The following is a 22,222-nucleotide window of genomic DNA, read 5'->3' as shown; positions in this document are numbered from 1 at the left end:
AGAGCTATTGGCTAAAGGGGAAGTAAAGTACTTTATCGGCTGGGAGAAAGGCAGTCTTCCCTGGCAATCTCCCCCAGCGTTTGTTACCAAACCTGAGGAAGCAGATCGGCTAATCTGGGACCAGTATTGCTTGACTAATTTAACTGTTTACCTCTTGGACGATCGATATGTAGATGGTAAAATTGGCCTTTTAGTGAAGGGCTGTGACTCACGGGCTGTGGTTCGCCTGATCCAGGACCAACAATTTGACCGCGACAAGGTTTATCTGGTGGGCATTCCTTGCTCGGGGATGAGGGATGCCGAAGTGGCGGCAAGGGTGGGGCAGGCTGGCGATCCCAACTACCAGGACGTGCCTTTGGCTCGCAAATGCCAGGAATGTACCCACCGCAACCCGGTGCTTTATGATGTTTTAATCGGAGAACCAGTCGAAGAAGAAATGCCTGGGGCCCAAGAAAAAATCGCGTCCCGGATTGACCAGTTGGCTAGTCAAGGCTTAAATGAGCGGTATGCGTTTTGGGAAAAAGCCTACAGCCGTTGCATTCGTTGCTATGCCTGCCGCAATATCTGCCCAGCCTGTGACTGCCCTACTTGCTACCTAGATGCTCCAAGATCGGACTGGCTCAGCAAAGCGGTAGGAACAGCGGGGAATGCTGCTTACGGACTGACCCGAGCACTGCACGTAGCTGGGCGGTGTATCCAGTGCGGTGAATGCGAGCGGGCTTGCCCGGTGAACATTCCCATTATGACCTTGAATCAGAAAATAGCCCGAGATATTAATGAATTGTTTGGACCCTATGAAGCGGGTATGTCGGTTGATAGCCCGTTGCCCCTGGGTGAATACCGGGCTGACGATCCAGGCGAATTTCTGTAAGCTGGGAGGTGAAAAGGGTGCGAGCGATTAAAAAGATGGATATCAGCTCCTTATTGGAGCTCCTAAGCCGACAAGGAACTGTTTATGTTCCAGTTCGGGAGGAAGATGGACTGGTGAGCTTTAGCCCTTGGTCTCCTGGCGCAGAAATAGCTTGGGATGCGGGCAACAGCTTGGTTCCTCCTAAACAGCTGCTCTTCCCCCAGACTGAGACCATTTACCGATATCGCGTGGATGGCTTAAATGTTTCCTTAGATGAGCTGGCGCTGGATGATATAGCTCCGCCTCAGGTGTTAGTGGGGATTCGGCCGTGCGATGTGAAGAGCTTAGAAGTTTTGGATGCAGTTTTCTTGACAGCCGGTTATGTGGATACCTTCTATCAAGCCAGGCGGAACCGAACCCTGGTTGTGGCTCAGGCCTGCACCAAGACTCAACCTACCTGCTTCTGCGATTCTATGGGGGTATCACCGGTGGAGGCGCTCGGCGCCGATATCGTGCTCTATGATCTAGGCGAGGAAATGGGAGTTGTGGTTCAGACCGAAAAAGGTGCTCAAGCCTTGGCTGGGGCTGAGCGCTTGGGCCAGGAAAAGGAAGTGCCCTTACCGAAGGCTCCTGAATGCCGGCTAAGCGCTAATGTAGATGGGTTGGCTGAGAGACTTAAAGGCCATTTTTATGATCCGGTCTGGGATGAGCTGTACCGAAAATGCTTGGGCTGCGGGATCTGCACCTATCTTTGCCCCACCTGCCATTGTTTTGATATTGATCGGGAAAACCGAGGGCAAAATGGCTGGGAATATCGGGCTTGGGACTCCTGCATGTACTCCCAGTATACCCTGATGGCTGGAGGTCACAATCCCCGTCCAACCAAAAAGGAGAGGGTCCGCAACCGGTTCTTGCATAAGCTCCAGTATATCCCTGAGCGATATGGGATTTTAGGGTGTGTGGGATGTGGACGTTGTTTGGCCAAATGTCCGGTAAACATGGACATTACCAGGATTATTACCCGGTTGCAGGAGGTGGCTGCCGGTGAGTAGCATAGCGCCGGAAAAGGATGCACAAAACCCTCTGGTGCCAACTGTGGGTCGAATTATCAAGATCATTGATGAGACGCCAGACGTTAAGACATTTCATGTGACTACCGACCATGGTAAACCTTTCACGCCAATGCCCGGGCAGCTAGCCATGTTGTCGCTGCCGGCGGTGGGTGAGGGTATGTTCTCGGTGACTTGGCAAGGGCCGGAGCACCTGGAGTTTGCCATCAAGAAGGTAGGCGTGCTTACCGAGGCTCTGCATGAGGCCGAAGAGGGGCAGATGGTGGGGGTGCGTGGGCCTTACGGCAACGGCTTTCCCATCGAGATGATGAAGGGCAAGGACCTCCTCTTCATTGGCGGTGGAATTGGGTTGGCCCCCGTGCGCTCCCTGATCAATTATTGCGCCGAGCATCGAGATGAATTTGGCCACATGTGGATCATTTATGGGGCTAGGTCGCCAGCAGATCTATGTTTCAAGGAAGAATTATTCAAGAACTGGCCGCAAATCCCCAACAGCCGAGTCGACATCACGGTTGACAAGGGAGATGAAAACTGGACTGGAAACGAGGGCTTTGTTCCGGCATTTTTAGAACAGCTTAATCCACCGCCAGAAGGCAAGGTAACTATTACCTGTGGTCCACCAATCATGATCAAGTTTGTGCTGCAGTCTCTAGAAAAGATGAACTACAAACCGGAGCAGATTGTTACTACCTTGGAGATGCGCATGAAGTGCGGCATCGGCAAGTGTGGGCGGTGCAATCTAGGGAGCAAGTACGTCTGCCTTGATGGACCAGTATTTACGCTAGCTGAGCTCAATCAGTTACCAGGCGAGTATTAGTGAGAGCCCCGTGCGGTTAGGCCGCATGGTTCCGGCCTCGCTCCTAAAAAAGCGACTCAGCCCTTAACCTGGCAATGCCAGCAGGGGTTCGCAGTCGCTTAACAGTTAAGTTCTGGGTGGAGCGTGAGGAGTAGCCGGCCTCAAAGGGGCTTGGAAACGCCGGTTTTCCAGGTAAGTAAGAGGGAGAGCTATGAGCGCTGTAATGGGAGTAGTGGGGTGCGGCAACCGCCTCCGGGGTGATGATGGGGTGGCCCTGGAGGTGTTGGAAGCTTTGCGCCCCGTACTTCCGCCCCATGTCCTGGTGGTTGATGCTGACGGCTTGGCTCCCTGGCAATGGCTGGACACTATAGTAGGACTAAAAAAAGCGGTCATTATCGATGCTGCTTACCTGGGAAAGAGGCCAGGCGCCATAAGCCGGTGGCGATGGAACCGAGAGATTAAGAGAGAGTGGCCGAAAAGTCTAGGGTTGGGCGGTAGCCATGGCCAAGGTTTATGGGATGCCTTGGTCCAGGCTGAGTATGCTGGTTATGCTCTGCCTCTTATAGTGGTTTTCGCCATAGAGATCGATCCTGACCATACCGGATGGGGACAGGGAATATCTGGTCCAGTACGGGCAGCTATTGCTGAAGTGGCGGCGAAAGTAGTCAAGGAATTGCAAACCTGCGATCTAGAGGAGTAGCCTGGCTAATTTGGTTTTGAAGAAAACTAGAGTACTAGTTTGAGCCGAGAGGAATATTTTATTTGGCCGAGAAAGGATTTAGAGAAAAAGTAAAGAATAACCTTTACTTATGGTTATTTATATACTGGGCCCGTCGACACGACAGAGGGGGGCGCTTTTGGCTAGCCGACGCCGGTTGGAGCTTGAATACCTCAATTTGGCGCTTACGTTTGGGCTGTCCTTGGCGGTTTACTTATGGCTAGCTTTTAAAGCTGGCAGTTACCTTGACGGTCGGTTTGGGACGCAGCCTTTGTTGACCTTTTTAGGGGTTTTGATTGCCATTGGTTTCTCTTTTTATACGCTGATCATTCAGCTGGAAAAGCTTAGCCGCAAGGAAAAGGATTGGCAAAAAAAGGGAAATGGAGACGAGCCATAGAGGCCGGAATCTATAATCGGCCGGCATACCACAGCAAAACAACGGGTGAAACTACGTGAGGAAGACCAACCAGCCGAAGCCGATTGCTCATATTCAAAAGAGGGGCTTTGACCTTGTTACTAGGTTTGGTGGCAGGGCTAGTTTTTGGAACTAGCGTTAGTGTAATAAATCACATATTCATAACTTGGCTTCTCAGGCGAATTGATTTTTCTAAGGCGGACCAAGCTAAAGGAAAAGTCTTGGGCGGGTACGCTGTCCGCTACGCAGTCAACTTCCTAGCCTTGTTGGCGGTATACCATAATTTACCTGTGCTCATGGGAACCGGCTTAGGGCTGACTATGATGAAAAACGTACTGGCAGTTCGCTATTTATTAGCGAAGGGGGGTGAGTGAACTGATAGCGGGAGTTCTGGGCGCGGCAGAGGCTAGTCCAGTACTATTCTCGGTGCTGGGCTTAGAAGTGACCAGCCGGGTGACCACCATGTGGGCCATTATGGCGGTTTTGGTATTGGTAAGTTTTTTAGCAACTCGTAACATGCAGCGCATCCCCCATGGGGTGCAAAACCTCATGGAATGGGCGGTAGAAAGCCTGCTAAATTTTTTTGCTGGGATAATGGGGTACGAAAAGGCCAGGCGCTTCCTGCCCTTATTGGTTACGCTGTTTATTTTCATTCTTTTATCCAACTACAGCGGGCTTATTCCGGGAGCAGGAGAGATTCCTGGTCTGGCTGCCCCCACCAGTACCTGGAGCGTCACTGCGGGTCTGGCCATCGTGGTCTTCTTTGCCACCCACGTTTCTGGATTTATGGCGCATGGTTGGCGGTATCTAAAGCACTTTACCCAGCCGCTCTTCTTCATGCTGCCGTTAAAAATCATCGAGGAGTTTGTTCGGCCATTATCGTTGTCGCTTCGACTTTATGGCAATATCTTCGGCGAAGAAATGGTCATTGTATCGCTTCTAGGGATCATACCTTACTTTGTTCCCATTGCCATGATGGGGCTTAGCTTACTGATGGGCTTCATTCAGGCCCTAGTGTTTACCCTCTTAAGCTCCGTATACCTAACCGAAGCTACTGAGGCTGAATGATTAAAACCTGTAACCAGTCTTTTGGCGCAAGGAAAGGAGGGAACGGATTGACTACCGGATTGATTGCTATTGCTGCCGCCATTGCCATTGCCGTATCTACCATTGGGCCGGCGTTGGGGCAGGGTAACGCAGCGGCACGCGCCCTGGAAGGTACTGCACGCCAACCCGAGGCGGCCGGACCTATCCGCGTATCCATGATTCTGGCGCTAGCTTTTATGGAGGCCTTGACTATTTATGGCCTGTTGATTGCCTTTATGCTGCTGGGGAGGATGGGCTAAGACTAGACTAGGATCAGGCCCGGCCCGGTAATGGAGGGCATTGCCGGGCCGGCGGAACCTAGTTGGTTCTAGCGGCAGGCATGGCACTGTTCGGGCAAAGGCGACCCGTAGGCAGAAGGGAAGTGGGTTGGTAGTATGACCATCAATATTCATGAGCTCATATGGGCTATAATTAACTTTGTGGTGCTATTAGCCCTTTTATATAAATTCCTTTATGGACCCATGCTGAAGATGCTGGACCAGCGACGGTCTGAGGTAGCCGGAAACCTTGAGCGCGCTGAGGCTGCTCGTAAGGAAGCTGAGGCCCTACTGGACCAATACCGAAAGGAAATAAACCAGGCCCGCCAAGAAGCGCAGGCCATTGTGGATCAGGCTAACGCTTTAGGAGAGAAAACCCGAGAGCAGATCGTTAATGAAGCTAGGTCCGAGGCAGCGGCGATTCTTGATAAAGCCCGGCAAGAGATCGAGCGGGAAAAGGCGGAGGCCTTGGCTCAACTGCGGGATGAGGTGAGCACTCTAGCAATACTGGCAGCTGGGAAGGTCATAGGCCGTAGCCTTAGGCCTGAGGATCATCGTCAGGTGGTGGATCAATTTGTGCAGGAGGTCGGAAAACTGCAATGAGCGATGCTGTGGTGGCCCGCCGTTACGCTCAGGCCCTATTTGAATTAGGAGAAGAGAAAAACCTTCTTGACGTTTTTGCTGCTGACCTAGAAGAGGTGGTGGGCGCCATAGAAACTAGCGACCAACTACGGGAAGTTATTGGGCACCACCAATTAAGCAAAAAAACCAAAAAACAAGTGCTGCGCGACCTCTTTGCGGAAAGAATTCACCCTCTGAGCCTTAATTTTCTCATGCTAGCCATAGATAAGAGCCGGGAGCAGCATATCAGCGCTGTGTACCGCTGCTTCCTAGAGCTTCGGGATAGGGCTGAGAACGTTCAGGAGGTTGAAGTCAGATCGGCTATCGCCCTGACAGGGGCAGAAAAGCAAACCCTTACGCAGACCCTTGGTAGGCTTACCAGCAAGAAAATCCGCTTAAAGGAGAGCGTGGACCCGAGCCTCATTGCCGGCATCTCGATTAAGGTAGGAGACCGGGTTTACGATGGCAGCGTGGCCGGACGGCTGAGGAGCCTCAAAGGCCACCTCCAGTCCATACCTTTAGCTTCTAAGGTGGATAACATGCGAAAAGAGGTGAACTAGGTGAGTCTAAGACCGGACGAGATTAGTTCCGTTTTAAAAAGGGAAATTGAGAACTACGAGGCTCAGATTGAAGTTAGCGATGTGGGTACAGTTATCCAGGTCGGGGATGGGATCGCTCGAGTATACGGGTTAGAACGGGCTATGGCCAGCGAGCTTCTGGAATTTCCTGGTGGAGTATATGGGATGGTATTGAACTTGGAAGAAGATAATGTGGGCTGCGTGATTCTGGGTCCCTATACTCACATTAAGGAGGGGGACGAGGTTAAGCGTACTGGCAGAATCATGCAAGTGCCAGTAGGTGAAGCCTTGATCGGGCGGGTGGTAAACCCTCTGGGCCAGCCTCTAGATGGGAAGGGTCCCATCCAGACCGATCGCTTCCGGCCCGTTGAGTCCGCCGCCCCTGGGGTCATATATCGACGGCCGGTAAACACGCCTTTACAGACCGGTCTCAAAGCCATTGATTCCATGATTCCTATTGGCCGGGGACAACGGGAACTGATTATTGGGGACCGGCAGACCGGAAAGACAGCTTTGGCTGTGGATGCCATTATTAATCAAAAGGATCAGGATGTCATCTGTATTTATGTGGCCATTGGCCAAAAGGCCTCAACTGTGGCCGGCGTGGTCAACAAGCTTGAGGAAACTGGGGCCATGAGCTATACCACGGTAGTTTCAGCTACTGCCAGTGATCCGGCGCCATTGCTGTATATCGCTCCGTACGCTGGCTGCGCCATGGGCGAAGAGTTCATGTACAATCAGCACCGGGATGTGCTAGTTGTATACGATGATTTGTCCAAGCAAGCAGCTGCTTACCGAGAACTATCCTTGCTTTTGCGCCGTCCCCCTGGGCGTGAGGCGTATCCTGGAGATATTTTTTATCTGCATTCGCGCTTGCTGGAAAGGGCAGCTAAGTTAAGCCCAGATCTAGGTGGGGGGTCGCTGACTGCTCTCCCTATTATCGAGACGCAGGCTGGCGATGTGGCAGCTTACATTCCCACCAATGTAATCTCCATTACTGACGGCCAGATATACCTGGAATCCGATCTTTTCTATGCCGGTCAGCGTCCGGCTATTAACGTTGGCCTATCAGTATCTCGGGTCGGAGGAGCTGCTCAGATTAAGGCCATGAAGCAAGTTGCGGGCCGACTGCGGCTGGATTTGGCCCAATACCGGGAATTAGCTGCCTTTGCCCAGTTTGGGTCAGATTTGGATAAAGCTACGCAGGCTCGATTGGCACGGGGCCAGCGCATGACCGAGCTTTTGAAGCAGGGGCAATATGTTCCTATGCCAGTGGAAGAACAAGTGGTAGTCCTGTATGTGGGTGTCAACGGCTATCTAGACGATATTGAGGTGGAAGAGGTCTTACGCTTTGAGCAAGAATTCTTGCGCTACATGCGCTCTCTCCACCCTGATATTCTAGCCGAGATCAAGTCGAAAAAGGAGCTTGATGAAGCCATCATCGAGCGGTTAAAGAAAGCGATAGAGGACTTCAAAAAAGACTTCCTTAAGCCAGAACGAACCGCGGCTTAGTCGACTGGGTTCGGCATTGATAAGCAGGGGTGAAGGCCATTGCCAGGAGTTAGGGATATCCGGCGGCGCATCCGCAGCGTCGAAAACACCAAGCAGATTACCAAGGCCATGAATATGGTAGCTGCTGCCAAACTGCGAATTGCCCAAGCCCGCCTCATCGAGGCTCGACCGTATTCCAACAAGCTTTGGGAAGTCACGCAGCGAATAATCAGCGCTGCCCCCGAAATTGATCACCCCCTGGTTCGGCCGAGAGAAAAAGTCGAACGGATTGGTTACCTACTGATTACCTCGGACCGGGGGCTTTGTGGTGGTTACAATGTAAATGTTAGCCGGCTCGCCCAAAGTAAGGTCGATAGTAGCCCGGGGGCCTCAGTGATTGCAGTAGGGAGGAAAGGCCGGGATTACTTGCGGAGTCGCGGGTATAAGCTGGAAAAAGTAATCACTGACGTAGGTGATTTACCAAGCTACATTCAAACCCGAGAAATAGCCCGGGAAATGATGGCGCTCTTTCATAACCGAACCTATGATGAGGTCTATATGATTTATACGGAGTTTATCAATGCCGTGACGCACCGACCGACTGTGCTTAGGCTCCTACCGTTGGAGCGCAGCGGGAAAGGTTTTCCCGGTGGCAAGTTTAGGTCGGCAAGCTCTGAGGCCAAAGCGCCTGGAGCAGACGTTGGCGCGCAGGCATATCGCCAAGCTGAATACCTATTTGAGCCTTCTGCGCCTTCCGTTCTTGAAGTTTTGCTTCCTCGATTAGTAGAGGCGGTGGTGTATCGCGCTTTTCTGGAAGCCAAGGCCAGCGAGCACGGGGCGCGGATGACGGCCATGGACAATGCCACGGAAAATGCAGAAGAAATGGTGCAAAAGCTAACCCTGACCTACAACCGGGCGAGACAGGCAGCAATCACTAAGGAATTAGCCGATATCGTCGGAACGGCTCAGGCTATCCAGTAATTTCTGGTAGGTTGGGACCAATGGCTGACAGGAGGGATGCAAGTGAGGCAAGGAAGGGTTGTTCAAGTTATTGGCCCAGTGGTAGATGTACGGTTTGAGAACGGCGAGCTGCCCGATCTATATAACGCCATCACCATCGATAGCGATGATCAGCCCCCTGAGTTTAAAAGCGATGTCAAGATTAAGGTTACTATGGAAGCCATGCAGCATCTGGGCAATGATACGGTCAGGTGCGTTTCCCTTTTTTCCACTGATGGGCTACAACGAGGTATGATTGCTACCGACACGGGGGGGCCAATTGAAGTGCCGGTGGGCCCTGAAACTTTGGGGCGGCTATTTAATGTTTTAGGCGAACCTATCGATGGATTGGGTCCAGTGGTAACTGAAAAAAAGTATCCTATCCACCGTCCGGCTCCGCCCTTAGTGGACCAAAGGCCGGCCCAGGAAATTCTAGAGACCGGTATTAAGGTGGTCGATCTGTTGGCTCCTTATGCCAAGGGAGGCAAAGTGGGCCTATTTGGTGGCGCCGGAGTTGGCAAGACAGTGCTAATCATGGAACTGATCCGTAATATAGCCTACGAGCATGGTGGGTATTCAGTCTTCTCTGGCGTGGGTGAACGTACCCGCGAAGGTAATGACCTGTGGCTGGAAATGAAGGAGTCGGGGGTTCTAGAAAAGACGGCTCTGGTATTTGGACAAATGAACGAGCCTCCTGGAGCTAGGTTGCGGGTTGGTCTCACCGGTCTAACCCTGGCGGAGTATTTCCGGGATGAGGCTGGCCAGGATGTACTACTGTTTATCGATAACATTTTCCGCTTTGTCCAAGCTGGTTCCGAGGTTAGTGCTCTTCTTGGCCGGATGCCGTCAGCGGTAGGATATCAGCCAACCTTGGCTACGGAAATGGGGGCTTTGCAGGAGCGGATTACTTCCACCAGAAATGGATCCATTACTTCTGTGCAGGCTATTTATGTTCCGGCTGATGACCTGACCGATCCAGCTCCGGCTACTACTTTTGCTCACTTAGATGCCACCACAGTGCTTTCTCGGCAAATTGCTGAGTTAGGTATTTATCCAGCCGTGGATCCTCTTGACTCTACGTCTCGGTTGCTTGATCCCAGGGTCTTAGGGGAAGAGCACTATCAGGTGGCGCGTGGGGTGCAAAAGATTCTGCAACGGTATAAGGATCTCCAAGACATTATTGCTATCTTGGGAATCGATGAGCTTTCGGAGGAGGATAAGCTGATCGTAGCCAGGGCCCGCAAAATCCAGCGGTTCTTGTCCCAGCCTTTCCATGTGGCCGAGGCATTTACCGGCCAGCCTGGCGTGTACGTACCCCTTAAAGAAACAGTGAGAGGTTTCAAAGAGATTCTTGAGGGTAAGCATGATGACTTGCCAGAGCAAGCCTTCTATATGGTGGGAACTATTGACGAGGCTCAGGCCAAAGCCAAGGAGCTAATGTAGGAGGTAGACTATGGCAGGAACCTCTCTAACGCTGGAGGTAGTAACTCCGGAACGGTTGGTTTTTCGAGAAGAGGTAGAGGCCATCATTGTGCCTGCAGCCGAAGGTTACTTAGGCATACTCCCGAACCATACGCCCTTAATCACTTCCCTGTCGGTTGGCGTTATGCGCTACCGCAAGAATGGGGAGATCAAGAAGGTAGCCGTTAGCGGAGGCTTTATGGAAGTAGCCGCGAACCGGGTCACAGTGCTGGCCGATACGGCCGAGCGAGCTGAGGACATCGATGTGGAGCGGGCCCGGCGAGCTAAGATCAGGGCGGAGACGCGGTTGCGTGAGAAGCCACCCAATCTCGACTATGCTCGGGCCGAGATGGCGCTGCGCCGAGCGTTAACTCGGCTTAAGGCGGCTGGGGCAGAGTAGCTAGGTTATACCTAAATTATACAGGGACCAAGCGGACTTGACCCCAGGCTGCTATTTGATCGTCCTTGATGGCCACCGCCCCTATAACCCCAGGAACTTGGGAGGCAAAGTTAATAGCCTCCTTTAGGTCTTGGGGTTTTTTGATGCGATTGGCTGTAGCCGTGGCAACGGCATCAGCTAGGGTTGCTGTCCGAGCTAGGATAATAGCGGCATCGGCCTCTCCAAAGCTGAGAGACGGGCCAACCGTACCAGAAGAAGTACATATCCCTAAAGGGGTCCAGTCTTTAGGGATTTCTAAAGCCACTCGGCCGGTAAAGGGCGATTTTTTGCCAGCATAAATACCAATCCGCCGGGCTCGGGTTGATTTTAGATAGATGTCGCCACCATTTTCCACAATAGTGTTGGAAGAATGGGTACCAAGAAACCTGCCTATAGCATCCGCGAAGGCACCGGCCACTGCTGCCATGGGCCCAACTCCAGCTAGCTGGGCGCTAGCCGCCATGGCTTGGGCAACAGGGGGGGCCCAGACCGGGACCAAGTAAGGCTGTAGGGTAGTCGCAAAGGTAGGATCGCGGGCAATGTACTCCTCCAGGTCCGAACGAAGCTGGCGCAAGAGTTGTTCTGTCTTTTTGGCTAGCTCCATGGAGAACCGGGTTTTCCGTACGCCGATGTATAGATCACTATCTTTCACAACCACTTGAAAGTAAACCAGGTCCTCCTGCCGAAAATACTCTCGGTAAGTGCGAAGGCTCAACTGAAGCGTACCTCCATCGCCTTCAAGGGGCAAGCCCGCGTACACAACTGGCAGACCACACACAGCTCGTCTTTAAACTCCACCTGCATGGAAGGTCTTTCCAGGGAAAGCGCCCCGGTAGGGCAAATGGCGGTGCATGCTCCGCAGCTGACACATTTTTCAGCATTGCGCACAATTTGCTCTCCCAGGGGCTCAATCGTAACCCCGCTATTGGCCAGGTAATCTAATCCTTCTTGGAAGCGTTCGCCGCTAAGCTCCATGACTAAGGTACCTTCCATCTGCGGTGTGACGTTGGCCTTAAGAATGTTGAATACCAGGTCGTAGTCCTTGACCAAACGGTAGATTACCGGTTTGTCCACAATGGAGGCGTTGAAGCGCAAGACGATCCGGCGCGATGGCATATTAGCGTCCCTCCCCCACTGGATTCCCTTGGGGCTTGTCCCTTAAAATATGCGGTTGCCGTTGGGCATCTACTGAGGGTAAGAGTTGAACTGGCTCTGAGAGGGTGAATTGCCCTTCCCGGATCCAGGATTTTAGTATTTGTGCAATTTCTCGGGCCTTGGAGTAACTGGACAACGGCGCTGTGGGTACCCTCTGCCCCTGGACTTCGATATAGCCTGATTTCAACTGAGCGTAGCTTACGTAGCCGAGGTTACCAGGCTCTCCGTAAGGATAGGCATCCCCGTAATCGACTATGGGGGCAAATAACTCAGCGTCAGACCGCGAGGCATAATACAAAACCTCCTCGCTAAGTATGGGAATAGGGATACCGATCCCCACCATGAGAGTGGCCCCGTAGCCCAGGAAACTGGCCCCCCGTAGCCATCCAGGCTGCATCTGTTTGAGATCTCCAGTTACGGCCAAAGTTCCGCCCGAGGGTACCCGGGCCTTATCATCAGGGTTGTCGGGTAAGCTAGGAAAATGCTGGGTTCCTGGGCCAGCTACATAGCCGATCCCGCCTCCCAGAAAAATGCGGGTTCCGATCCCGATAGTTCTAAAGTAAGGATCTTTCAGCAAAGGGCTCAATTGCCCAGAGGTGGAATAGTGGGCATTGCCCAATCTCGGCTTAAGTACCCCCATATAGGTATAAATAGTGCGGGAGGTAGTATTAACAGCACAATTATAGTTTTGGTAAGCATTACGTGGATTGAATAGGATGGCATCATTGAGATCATCCAGAGTGATAGTGGCATCAAGTTCCCGGCGCGGGTAGCAATCGGTCCCATAAGCTACAGCGCGAAGATGAACCGGTTTTCTAGCTACCAGATCCTCAATAACGTGCCCGCCTCCATAACGGAACTCGCCCGGATGAGTGCTGTTGAGCGGATCCTTTTCCGGCAATTCAGTAGCACCGAGGTAAACATCTACTGCGGCCAAGCCACAGTAGCAAGGAACATCGTTGAGCCAGGCTTTTTGTATCTTCATTCGGGGGACGGTATGGCCTAAGTTAAGAAAGACTCCCGATGAGCACATGGCTCCAAAGGTGCCGGTCGTAACCACATCGATCTCCCGAAAAAGGCTGGTAAGGCTTTCGGTCTGAGCCCTTTCAACCAACTCCTCGGCAGTTACTACCACCACTTTGCCCTGCCGGACTTTGGCGTTGATCTCGTCGTAGGTCCGTTCTACCTTCATTACCGATTCCCCCTAACCGCTGTAACTCTCGGTAACGGCATCTAGTGGCTATTCGCCAGCGAGAGCAAGAATCCTCCCTTAAGGTAACTTAGCTTTCTTCGTTAGGCTGGGAGTTGCTTCCTTGAGCAAGTAGCCGTGCCTGCTGCTCGGCTTCCGGTGGCCCTACGATTACTAGCAGGTCGCCTCCTTTAAGCTCTGTGTTGGCGCTGGGTGAAAACATCTCTTCGCCTTTCCGCTTCAGGGACAGAATGGTGGCTCCAGTACGGGCACGAAACTGGCTAGAAGCTAAAGTCTGGCCCACGAGCGGAGAGTTTTCGGGTATCCTGATCTCTTGAATCTTTTGTAGGCGGCTAGCCATCTTAAAGGTAAAATTGAGCAACTCATCAGTTAAAATGTCGATTTCTTCATTGAGTCGGTTACGCTCCTCAATTAGTGAACGAAGCCGTTCCTGCATTTCCCCAATAGCCTTCTGTTGGCTATACTCGGCTACGAAAGCTTCAGCTGCCGACTTTGACCTTACTACTACGCCCACGCCGGGCTGCACTTCTACTGCACCGCGTTCCTGAAGCAAAGATAAAGCCCGACGGATTGTCTCAGGGGAAACGTGGTACTGCCCGGCCAAAGATGACCGCCCGAAAAGTCTCTGGCCGGTTTGATATTCTTCCAGCACTATCTTGTGCGCTAGATCGGCGGCAATCTCTACATAGCGAGCTAAAGGCACTAAGCCCTGCGGTACTCGCATGGAACCATCACCTGCAAGTTATGATTTTGGCCATATTATAACCTTAAGCGGCTTAATCTTCCAAGCCTTGGCCGCGAGCTTTATAAGCCCCCGGCTGCAATTGACCGGTAGGAGCATAACCGGGAAAAAAATGGCAACAATAAAGCTGGAGGTAGGGATAAAGTTTGCGGTCGCTTTTATTGGCTTTAGTCATTTTATCTAGCTTCGTAGGCTTTACTGGAGGCCTTTGCCCTCAAGGCTCAGGTGGCAGTCTGCCAGGTCAGGTGCTAGAGCAGGTTTGGCAAAAGAGCGGATGCCAAATGGTAGAAGCACGTATAGTTGGCTGGGCTTCTTGGCCAAGCGGGGACACAGTGGAAGCTAAGTCAGAGGCATTGTTAGCCATGGCCAAGCAGGTGGAAAATGTTGTGGGCTTGAAGTCTCATTACGCTGGCCAACAGCATCAGCGTGGAAATAAGTGGAACGTAGTCCAGATAACCGGGTGTCTTAGAAATGGGACTCCGGTTATAGGGCGATTGCGCTTAAGTTCTGTACCGTTGCTAGCCCAAGGGAGAACTGCATCCAATGAAGAGTATCTGGAAGTAGACCTAACTGTCCGAGGCCAAGTAACGGTGAGGGAATGGGTAGATTGCTGGCAAAGAATTGCTAGCTTAAACCCAAGACTTAAACTTGAAACCCACTTATACTTTAGTGGGAAGATACCCGGTAAGGTAGCGAAGCTATGGTTGCAACGCCGTACACAGAATATGCTGGCGGTGGCCCGGGCTTGTCTAGTAGAGTATGCTGAGAACCCCGCTTGGATGAGCGTTAGCGCCTATTCCAGAGCTTTGCCCAGAGCGGTTTATTGTGGAGGGAAACTGCTGAATCTTGGCATAGCCTGGCGCTATCACAGTGCTGATAACTTTACATATCTCACCTTGGGTATCCCAGTATTGCCTGGAGAATTTTAACTTCCTAGGCGCAGAGGCTAAAGAGCAGGAATGCTGGGTTCGGTAGCGAACAGATCACGCATAGGTCAGCAAGGAGGAAGACGATTTGGGAAGAATCATAGTAACGGGAGGTACACCACTAACTGGTGAAGTTTCGATTAGCGGTTCCAAGAATGCAGTCCTACCGATCATTGCCGCATCCCTTCTTGCGGAAGAAAACCAGAGCATTATCAATGATGTTCCTTTCTTGGCGGATGTTAGCACCATTTGTGAGGTCCTTACTCGACTGGGGGCTGAAGTAAAAAGCGAGGGGCGAACTCTAAAGATAGATTGCACCAACATCAGCTCCAACGGAGAGACTCCGTACGAGTATATGCGTCGGATGCGGGCCTCGTTTTTAGTTTTAGGGCCATTGCTGGCGCGAGTTGGTCGAGCCAAGCTTTCGGTACCGGGCGGTTGTGCCATTGGAACCCGGCCTATTGACCTTCACCTCAAGGGGATGGCAGCTTTGGGAGCGGAGATCATATCCGTCCATGGCACCATAGAGGCCAAGGCTACTAAACTTACCGGCGCCAAGGTATATTTGGATTTTCCTAGCGTTGGGGCCACCGAGAATATCATGATGGCGGCAACTTTAGCCAAAGGTATTACCATCATTGAAAATGTGGCCGAAGAGCCGGAAATCGTTGACCTGGCCAACTTCTTAAATGCCATGGGAGCAAAAATAACTGGAGCTGGGACCAAGGTCATTCGCGTTGAGGGAGTAGAATCCATGCATGGGACTGTGCATACGGTGATACCGGACCGGATTGAAGCTGGCACCTATATGGTGGCTGCTGCGGCTTCGGGCGGGAATGTACTGATCAATAACGTTATTCTTAACCACTTAAACCCTATGATCGCCAAGCTTAAGGAAGCGGGAATGGAAGTTCAGGAGGAGAACGGTGGGCTGCGGGTATTTTGCCCTGACGGTATTAAAGCGGCTGATATTAAAACCATGCCTTATCCCGGTTTTCCAACCGATATGCAACCGCAGATGATGGCCTTTATGACCCGCTCCAGCGGTACCAGCGTTATTACCGAGACTGTTTTCGAGAACCGCTTTATGCATGTGGCTGAGCTTAAACGTATGGGCGCTGATATCAAGATTGAAGGCCATAGCGCGATAGTTCGAGGAGTGAAACATTTAACTGGAGCCAGGGTAAAAGCTACCGATCTAAGGGCCGGAGCTGCCTTGGTGATCGCAGGGTTAATGGCAGAAGGGCAGACGGAAATCAGCTGCATCCACCATATTGATCGGGGATATGAAAATATCGTTGGTAAGCTTCAAGCTTTGGGAGCTGATATTAGGCGGATAGAAGAATAACTACCGGCGGGAAATAACCACGAGTCCTGGCCCAGCGCAGCCTTGGCTGGTTACACGCCCCGGGAGTTGTGGCGGTACCGGGCCAGGTTTGTCTCCCAGTTCCGGCCACATCATTCCGCGATATGCTCGCCAACGCCGTCTAACGTCCACCATCACCCTGGTGCTCCGTCTCCTCTTGCAGGGCCTTTCTGTTCTGGAAATCGCCTGGCAGACCTATCGCCGTCCACGGTCAGTGGGATCCTACGTTGACAAGGTAGATGAGGACAAAAAGGCAGAACTGTGGTAATATAGACTACAGTTATCGGTTTTATGTTTTTCGGAAAGGACTGATTTGTTTGGCACAGCGGGAACCCCTAAGCCCCTCGGAGACCAAGCTAAAGGAAATGGTAGAAATGTACTATTTGAAGGCTAAGCTATCGGAGGGGCAACGGCCCATCGCTTGGTCTACTGCTATTGCTCCAGCAGAGTTCCTGGAGGCCATGAATATTATTACGGTTTATCCAGAAAACCACGCAGCTTTGGCTGGCGCGAGGAAAATGGGGGTACAATTGGCTGAGCATGCGGAGGCCCGGGGCTATTCTAGCGATATTTGTTCCTATGCCCGTGCCGATTTTGGCGCCATTTTTTCGGGCCAAAGTCCGGTGGGCGGGTTACCTAGGCCTAACCTCTTAGTCTGTTGCAACAATACCTGCCAGACGGTGACCAAATGGTATGAAAATCTGGCCCGCCATTTTCAAGTGCCCTTGGTATTGATCGATGTCCCCTTCAACCATCGATCTGAAATTAGCCCTCATGCTATAGAGTACATAGTGGAGCAATTTCATTATTTGGTAGAGGTTTTGGAGCAGGTTACCGGAAACAGGTTCAATTGGGAACGATTCTGGGAAGTAGTGGACGTTTCTTCACGCTCGTCCCGCCTTTGGCGAGAGATTCTTGAGATGGGAGCACACCGACCTTGTCCGTTCACTGCCTTTCACCTTTTCAATTATATGGCTCCTATTGTCATGATGCGGGGAAGCAACGAGGCACTGGAGTTCTATCAATTCCTTAAGAGCGAATTGGAAGAACGGATTGCCAGCGGCTATGCAGCGGTACCGGGGGAGGAGTACCGGCTTATGTGGGATGGGATCCCGGTTTGGTTCGAAATGGGGCATATGCATTATTTACTCAAAGATCTAAAGGCTTGCTTAGTTTGTTCTAGCTATACTGATGCCTGGATCTTGGAATTTGCCGAACCGACCCTAGAAGCGATGGCCAAGACCTATGCCAGCATCATGATCAACCGGAACCTAGACGACAAGTTGGCCTATGTTTCTGGGCTTATAGAGAAATATAGTTTGGATGGGATCATTCACCATTCCAATCGTAGCTGCAAGCCTGCTTGCTTTGGAGTGTACGAGATTCACCGCTTGCTGCAAGATGAGTGGGGACTGCCAGTGCTGGCCATCGATGCTGATCAATGCGATTCGCGAGCCTACTCGCGGGCTCAAACTGATGTTCGCATCCAGGCTTTTATTGAGGCTCTTAAAGCTAGGCATCGGGCATAGGGGGTACTATCATGACCTTAACCGAAGTCATGCAGCAGTTGGAGGATGCCTGTCGCTACCCCAAGCTAGCGGTACAGAAGTGGAAAGAGCAGACTGGGGGATTGGCTATTGGCTGGACGCCGTACTATATGCCACGCGAACTGATTTCCGCTTTGGGTATGTTACCAGTGGGAATGTGGGGCGGACAAACAGCAATTGCTGAAGCCCATACCCATCTTCAGTCGTTTTCATGTTCTTTGGTTCGGGGGATATTGGAGCTGGGGTTAAAGGGAACCTACCGCATCCTTGACGGAGTTGTTTTTCCCTCTAGCTGTGATCACCTGCAGAGCCTATCTGATATATGGAAAAAAGTTTTCCCTAACCAGTGCCAAGCGGATTTAGTTTATCCTATGAATCGGCGCCACCCGAGCGCGCTGGCCTATTTAAAGCGTACGCTGTGCGAGCTGGCCGATACCTTGTCTCTATGGTCGGGGCGGCCGTTGGAGTCAGAAAAGTTGCGGCAGACAATAATAGACTACAACCGAAACCGGGAACTTATGCGGTCATTGAGCTGGATACGGGCCCAAAACCCGGGGCGTTTGCGACCTTTGACCATGGCACATGCGCTCAAGGCCGGCCTTTTTCTCCCAGTGGATGAGCATAACCGGTTACTGGAAGCGCTACTGGCAGAGGTCAAGTTAAACCCGCGGAGATCGGAACCGACGACTAAAGCCAGGTTATTGCTAACAGGGATTATGGCTGAGCCAGAATCGATACTGGAGATTATTGAGCAGCTGGGCGCTACGGTAGTGGCTGACAATCTGGCCCTGGGTGGGCGCCAGTATCGTCACGATGTAGTGTTGCCGCCGGGTGAAGACCTGGATGATTTGATGCTGGCCTTAGCTCAGATGTACCTAAGCCTGGACTACTGTTCTACCCTCTTTGATCCAGCTAAAAGCAGGGGCGAATATTACCGACAATTATTTCAAGAGACTGGAGCAACCGGCATAGTAGTCATTAATATGAAATTTTGTGAGATGGAGGAGTTTGATTACCCATACATCAAGGAAGATTTGGAGGAATGGGGCATTCCCCACCTCTGGATTGAAATTGAACAACAGATGGGATCGCTGGCCCAGATACGCACCCGCCTGCAAGCATTCATTGAGATGCTGGAGCAGGTAGATTAAACTGCTAGACCTTGCCTTAATCAACCTATGAATGGGGGCGACCATGTTGATATATACCTTGGGGATTGATATCGGATCCATTACGTCCAAGGCAGTGCTTTTAGCTGATGGACACAGGGTGATTGCTAGTTCGTTGGTTAAAGCTGGGACCGGCACTCGCGGTCCCGAAGAGGCAGTGGATGGGGTACTTACCTCGGCAGGGATCGACCGCCAGCTAGTGAAATATGCTGTGGTTACAGGTTACGGACGAGTTACCTATGAAGGGGCAGATGCCGAGGTTAGCGAGATCACCTGCCATGCCCGCGGGGTTCATTTTTTGGTTCCGGAGGCAAGAACCATAATTGACATAGGGGGGCAAGATGCTAAGGCGATTAGGCTAGATCTCCACGGGCGGGTAGTCGATTTTGTAATGAATGAAAAGTGCGCCGCCGGGACGGGTAGATTCCTGGAAGTAATGGCCCAAGCATTAGGTTATGAAGTAGGCGACCTTGCCAAACTGGGGGAAAAGTCCCGAGAGGTAGTACCGATAAGCAGTACGTGCACTGTCTTTGCTGAATCGGAAATCATATCCCACTTAGCGGCCAAAAAGCAGGTGGAGGATATAGTGGCCGGCATTCATCACTCCATAGCCAGAAGAATTATGGGATTGGTGGGCCGGCTAGGGTTTGTGGAGAAAGTAGTACTAACCGGTGGGGTAGCCAAGAACTGGGGGGTACAAAAAGCCCTGGAGGAGCTTAGCAGGCACCTGCTGACAGTACCACCCGAACCTCAGCTTACCGGCGCTTTGGGTGCAGCGCTAATTGCTTGGGACCGGCATTCTGTTTAACCTGATTTTTGACTGCTCGGGTGCAAAATTCGACCATTGAGGCAGCATATTCTCCGAAAGAACATATTTGTTGTAATATAGAAGACGCAGTAGATTCACAATAATATGTCGATTACAAGATGAGTCTCTATTTCAATAGCATACTGAAGTGTTGAGTATTCTAATCTGGATGAACTCGGAAGGGAGGTGTGGCAGGTGTTCGTATGGCATAGACGTCATAACGGCAATAAAGTGACCGACGTTGCTAAGCTGCTAACCAACGGACGAAGGGCTATAGCTCTCACCGGAGCTGGCATATCGGTCAGCAGCGGTATTCCAACTTTTCGTGGCCAAGGTGGCTTATGGAGTCGTTTTGATCCTATGGAATTTGCCCATATCGAAAGCTTTCGCAGCAATCCGGTGCGCTCTTGGGAACTTTTTGCAGAGCTGGCCAAAGGGCTATTTGCAGCTCGACCTAACCCAGCCCACTTAGCTCTGGCTGAACTAGAACACCATGGATTGCTGCGCTGTATTATCACGCAAAATATCGATGGGCTCCATCAGGCAGCCGGTTCCCGTGAAGTAATCGAATTTCATGGTAACGCTAGGGAGTTGGTGTGCCTGAACTGTCGTGCCCACTACCCAGCTAGCATGTTTTCCTTCGATAGCCTTCCCCCTTATTGCAATTGCGGGGAGATCCTGAAGCCGGGAGCTGTTTTCTTTGGCGAACCAATCCCAAAAACAGCCTTGCTGAGGGCCTATGCAGAATCCCAGCAATGCCAAGTCATGCTAGTAATTGGTACCTCAGCTTTGGTGGAACCGGCAGCTAGTCTGCCTCTGGTAGCCAAGGAGCATGGTGCGATAATTGTGGAGATCAACCCTGAGCCTTCGGCTCTCACCGCTACTGTCACCGATTATTTACTGGAGGGAGAGGCGGAGGTGGTGCTCCCGCAGTTGGCAGCTGCGGCTACCAACTATTTAGCTATCTAAACCATTAAACCCGGTGGCGAGGAGGACGCATAGTGAGGGAAGCCGTAATTATAGAGGCGGTGCGTACCCCAATAGGACGCCGTAAGGGCTTAGTTGGCCTAATTCGCCCGGATGAGTTGGCTGCTTTGGTATTGTCGGAGTTGATCCGGCGAGCGGGGATTGACGCTAGCTTGGTTGAGGATGTAATTATGGGTTGCGTGTCCCAAATAGGCGAGCAAAGCATGAATATCGCTCGCAATGCCCTTTTGATTGCCGGGTTTCCTAAAGAGATTCCTGGCACTACGATAGATCGGCAATGTGGTTCCAGCCAACAGGCAGTCCACTTTGCTGCCCAGGCTATCCTGGCCGGCGATATGGATGTAGTGATAGCAGCTGGGGTAGAGAGCATGACCAGAGTGCCCATGGGGTCGACTTTGGCCGGTGCGGAAATGAGCCCCAAGCTTATGTCCAAATATACTATCATTCCACAAGGGCTGTCGGCTGAGCTGATTGCCGAGAAATGGGGTTTTAGCAGGGAACAGTTGGATAGTTTTTCTTTCGCCAGTCACCAAAAAGCGGTCGCCGCCACCCAAGCTGGTCGCTTTAAGCGGGAGATTATGCCTTTGGAAGTCAGCCTCCCTGATGGGACTACAACGGTCATAACCCAGGATGAAGGACCGCGGCCGGATACTTCCTTGGAAAAAATGGCTACCTTGCAGCCAGCTTTTAAAACTGATGGCAAGATTACCGCTGGCAATTCAAGTCAGATAAGTGACGGAGCAGCAGCGCTCTTATTAATGTCCTTGGATCGAGCCCAGGAGTTAGGTTTAAAACCTAGAGCCAGGGTAGTTGCGAGGGCTGTAGTTGCCGACGATCCTACTTTAATGTTGACCGCGCCTATTCCCGCCACCAAGGCAGTTTTGGGGAAGGCGGGGATGACCATCGATGATATCGATTTGTATGAAGTTAACGAGGCATTTGCTCCAGTTCCCCTGGCTTGGTTGCAGGAGACTGGCGCTGACCCATCAAAACTAAATACCAACGGCGGGGCCATTGCCTTAGGACATCCCCTGGGAGCCAGCGGCGCAAGATTGATGACCACTTTGCTTTATGAGTTGGAACGCTCGGGTGGGCGTTACGGCTTACAAACCATGTGCGAAGGGGGAGGGATGGCTAACGCTACTATTATTGAACGGCTATGAGCTTATGAGGGGTGAAGCCATTGCCGACCATCGTGGCCAATTTCATCCACTATCCCGGTAGACATTGCGGATCAACGGCACTGATGGACGTGGTCAGACACCATGGATATCTATTGAGCGAGGCTATGTGCTTTGGGATCGGTAGCGGTTTAAACTTCTTTTACCTGACGTCTCCTTCGCTTTCTCCTTCTCACTTTTTTGGTGGACGGAGCCAAGCGTTGGAGACGGTTTTCTTTGACCATATCGGGCAACCGTTTCAATGGAACCAAAGTGATGAATTCCCGTGGGCAGCTATGCGGGATTGCATTGACAAAAACGCACCAATAATTCTTTTAACTGATCTTTAC

Annotated in this window: 26 protein-coding genes; 22 read left to right on the top strand and 4 right to left on the bottom strand. The window is 51.7% G+C overall.

All coding sequences use genetic code 11. The features are described 5' to 3' along the window. From H5U02_08065 to H5U02_08000, 14 genes are all read left to right on the top strand, one after another. Positions 1 to 871: 4Fe-4S dicluster domain-containing protein (locus tag H5U02_08065; GenBank protein MBC7342393.1), on the top strand; the 871-nt coding region annotated here is incomplete at its 5' end. A 17-nt stretch (positions 872 to 888) separates the two neighbouring features. Then, positions 889 to 1,902 (top strand): 4Fe-4S dicluster domain-containing protein, encoded by a 1,014-nt coding sequence (locus H5U02_08060; protein ID MBC7342392.1) that lies wholly within the window; start codon positions 889 to 891, stop codon positions 1,900 to 1,902. Position 1,903: 1 nt separating this feature from the next. Next, on the top strand, positions 1,904 to 2,737 hold the full coding sequence (locus tag H5U02_08055; GenBank protein MBC7342391.1) for an FAD/NAD(P)-binding protein: 834 nt from the start codon (positions 1,904 to 1,906) through the stop codon (positions 2,735 to 2,737). 190 nt (positions 2,738 to 2,927) lie between these two features. Continuing rightward, a complete protein-coding gene (locus H5U02_08050; protein ID MBC7342390.1) occupies positions 2,928 to 3,416 on the top strand; it encodes a hydrogenase maturation protease in 489 nt (162 codons plus the stop codon). Between the two features lie 157 nt (positions 3,417 to 3,573). After that, positions 3,574 to 3,831: an AtpZ/AtpI family protein gene (locus tag H5U02_08045; GenBank protein MBC7342389.1), complete on the top strand. Its 258-nt coding sequence runs from the start codon at positions 3,574 to 3,576 to the stop codon at positions 3,829 to 3,831. 113 nt (positions 3,832 to 3,944) lie between these two features. Then, positions 3,945 to 4,223: a hypothetical protein gene (locus H5U02_08040; protein MBC7342388.1), complete on the top strand. Its 279-nt coding sequence runs from the start codon at positions 3,945 to 3,947 to the stop codon at positions 4,221 to 4,223. 88 nt (positions 4,224 to 4,311) lie between these two features. Further along, positions 4,312 to 4,917 carry a F0F1 ATP synthase subunit A gene (atpB, locus tag H5U02_08035; protein MBC7342387.1) on the top strand — a complete coding sequence of 202 codons (606 nt, stop codon included), beginning with the start codon at positions 4,312 to 4,314 and terminating at the stop codon, positions 4,915 to 4,917. Next, entirely contained in the window at positions 4,914 to 5,195 is a 282-nt protein-coding gene (gene atpE / locus H5U02_08030) for an ATP synthase F0 subunit C (GenBank protein MBC7342386.1), read from the top strand. The genes atpB and atpE overlap by 4 nt, the downstream gene beginning before the upstream one ends. Before the next feature lie 135 nt (positions 5,196 to 5,330). Then, positions 5,331 to 5,816: a F0F1 ATP synthase subunit B gene (atpF, locus tag H5U02_08025; protein MBC7342385.1), complete on the top strand. Its 486-nt coding sequence runs from the start codon at positions 5,331 to 5,333 to the stop codon at positions 5,814 to 5,816. Next, on the top strand, positions 5,813 to 6,394 hold the full coding sequence (locus tag H5U02_08020; protein MBC7342384.1) for a F0F1 ATP synthase subunit delta: 582 nt from the start codon (positions 5,813 to 5,815) through the stop codon (positions 6,392 to 6,394). The genes atpF and H5U02_08020 overlap by 4 nt, the downstream gene beginning before the upstream one ends. After that, positions 6,395 to 7,924 (top strand): F0F1 ATP synthase subunit alpha, encoded by a 1,530-nt coding sequence (locus tag H5U02_08015; GenBank protein ID MBC7342383.1) that lies wholly within the window; start codon positions 6,395 to 6,397, stop codon positions 7,922 to 7,924. 39 nt (positions 7,925 to 7,963) lie between these two features. Then, positions 7,964 to 8,884 (top strand): ATP synthase F1 subunit gamma, encoded by a 921-nt coding sequence (gene atpG / locus H5U02_08010; GenBank protein ID MBC7342382.1) that lies wholly within the window; start codon positions 7,964 to 7,966, stop codon positions 8,882 to 8,884. Between the two features lie 42 nt (positions 8,885 to 8,926). Next, positions 8,927 to 10,345: a F0F1 ATP synthase subunit beta gene (gene atpD / locus H5U02_08005; GenBank protein ID MBC7342381.1), complete on the top strand. Its 1,419-nt coding sequence runs from the start codon at positions 8,927 to 8,929 to the stop codon at positions 10,343 to 10,345. A 10-nt stretch (positions 10,346 to 10,355) separates the two neighbouring features. After that, positions 10,356 to 10,763 (top strand): F0F1 ATP synthase subunit epsilon, encoded by a 408-nt coding sequence (locus tag H5U02_08000; GenBank protein MBC7342380.1) that lies wholly within the window; start codon positions 10,356 to 10,358, stop codon positions 10,761 to 10,763. A gap of 16 nt (positions 10,764 to 10,779) precedes the next feature. Here H5U02_08000 and H5U02_07995 read toward each other — a convergent pair whose 3' ends face one another. The 4 genes from H5U02_07995 to H5U02_07980 form a co-directional block, all read right to left on the bottom strand. Continuing rightward, the gene (locus H5U02_07995) at positions 10,780 to 11,550 is read right to left on the bottom strand and encodes a UPF0280 family protein (protein ID MBC7342379.1); all 771 of its coding nucleotides are present in this window, start codon (positions 11,548 to 11,550) and stop codon (positions 10,780 to 10,782) included. Next, on the bottom strand, positions 11,514 to 11,918 hold the full coding sequence (locus tag H5U02_07990) for a 4Fe-4S binding protein (protein ID MBC7342378.1): 405 nt from the start codon (positions 11,916 to 11,918) through the stop codon (positions 11,514 to 11,516). Before H5U02_07990 ends, H5U02_07995 begins: the two co-directional genes overlap by 37 nt. A gap of 1 nt (position 11,919) precedes the next feature. Next, positions 11,920 to 13,149 carry a homocysteine biosynthesis protein gene (locus H5U02_07985; protein MBC7342377.1) on the bottom strand — a complete coding sequence of 410 codons (1,230 nt, stop codon included), beginning with the start codon at positions 13,147 to 13,149 and terminating at the stop codon, positions 11,920 to 11,922. A gap of 88 nt (positions 13,150 to 13,237) precedes the next feature. Continuing rightward, complete coding sequence (locus H5U02_07980; GenBank protein MBC7342376.1) at positions 13,238 to 13,891, bottom strand: GntR family transcriptional regulator; 654 nt, start codon at positions 13,889 to 13,891, stop codon at positions 13,238 to 13,240. A gap of 350 nt (positions 13,892 to 14,241) precedes the next feature. On the opposite strand from H5U02_07980, the gene H5U02_07975 reads away from it, so the two are divergent. The 8 genes from H5U02_07975 to H5U02_07940 all read left to right on the top strand — a co-directional run. Beyond that, positions 14,242 to 14,838: a YwmB family TATA-box binding protein gene (locus H5U02_07975; protein ID MBC7342375.1), complete on the top strand. Its 597-nt coding sequence runs from the start codon at positions 14,242 to 14,244 to the stop codon at positions 14,836 to 14,838. Positions 14,839 to 14,923: 85 nt separating this feature from the next. After that, positions 14,924 to 16,183: a UDP-N-acetylglucosamine 1-carboxyvinyltransferase gene (gene murA / locus H5U02_07970; GenBank protein MBC7342374.1), complete on the top strand. Its 1,260-nt coding sequence runs from the start codon at positions 14,924 to 14,926 to the stop codon at positions 16,181 to 16,183. A 392-nt stretch (positions 16,184 to 16,575) separates the two neighbouring features. Next, positions 16,576 to 17,730, top strand: coding sequence for a 2-hydroxyacyl-CoA dehydratase (locus H5U02_07965; protein ID MBC7342373.1), 1,155 nt, complete (start codon positions 16,576 to 16,578; stop codon positions 17,728 to 17,730). 11 nt (positions 17,731 to 17,741) lie between these two features. Then, the gene (locus tag H5U02_07960) at positions 17,742 to 18,899 is read left to right on the top strand and encodes a 2-hydroxyacyl-CoA dehydratase (GenBank protein MBC7342372.1); all 1,158 of its coding nucleotides are present in this window, start codon (positions 17,742 to 17,744) and stop codon (positions 18,897 to 18,899) included. A gap of 49 nt (positions 18,900 to 18,948) precedes the next feature. Beyond that, complete coding sequence (locus H5U02_07955) at positions 18,949 to 19,725, top strand: 2-hydroxyglutaryl-CoA dehydratase (protein ID MBC7342371.1); 777 nt, start codon at positions 18,949 to 18,951, stop codon at positions 19,723 to 19,725. Positions 19,726 to 19,956: 231 nt separating this feature from the next. After that, on the top strand, positions 19,957 to 20,694 hold the full coding sequence (locus tag H5U02_07950) for an NAD-dependent deacylase (protein ID MBC7342370.1): 738 nt from the start codon (positions 19,957 to 19,959) through the stop codon (positions 20,692 to 20,694). 32 nt (positions 20,695 to 20,726) lie between these two features. Further along, positions 20,727 to 21,875 carry a thiolase family protein gene (locus H5U02_07945; GenBank protein MBC7342369.1) on the top strand — a complete coding sequence of 383 codons (1,149 nt, stop codon included), beginning with the start codon at positions 20,727 to 20,729 and terminating at the stop codon, positions 21,873 to 21,875. A gap of 83 nt (positions 21,876 to 21,958) precedes the next feature. Further along, positions 21,959 to 22,222 (top strand): BtrH N-terminal domain-containing protein (locus H5U02_07940; GenBank protein ID MBC7342368.1); only part of this gene is annotated, 264 nt, incomplete at its 3' end.

The organism is Clostridia bacterium (assembly GCA_014360065.1).
Lineage (GTDB): Bacteria > Bacillota > DSM-521 > Neomoorellales > JACIYF01 > JACIYF01.
This window is presented reverse-complemented; position numbering and strand designations above follow the sequence as displayed.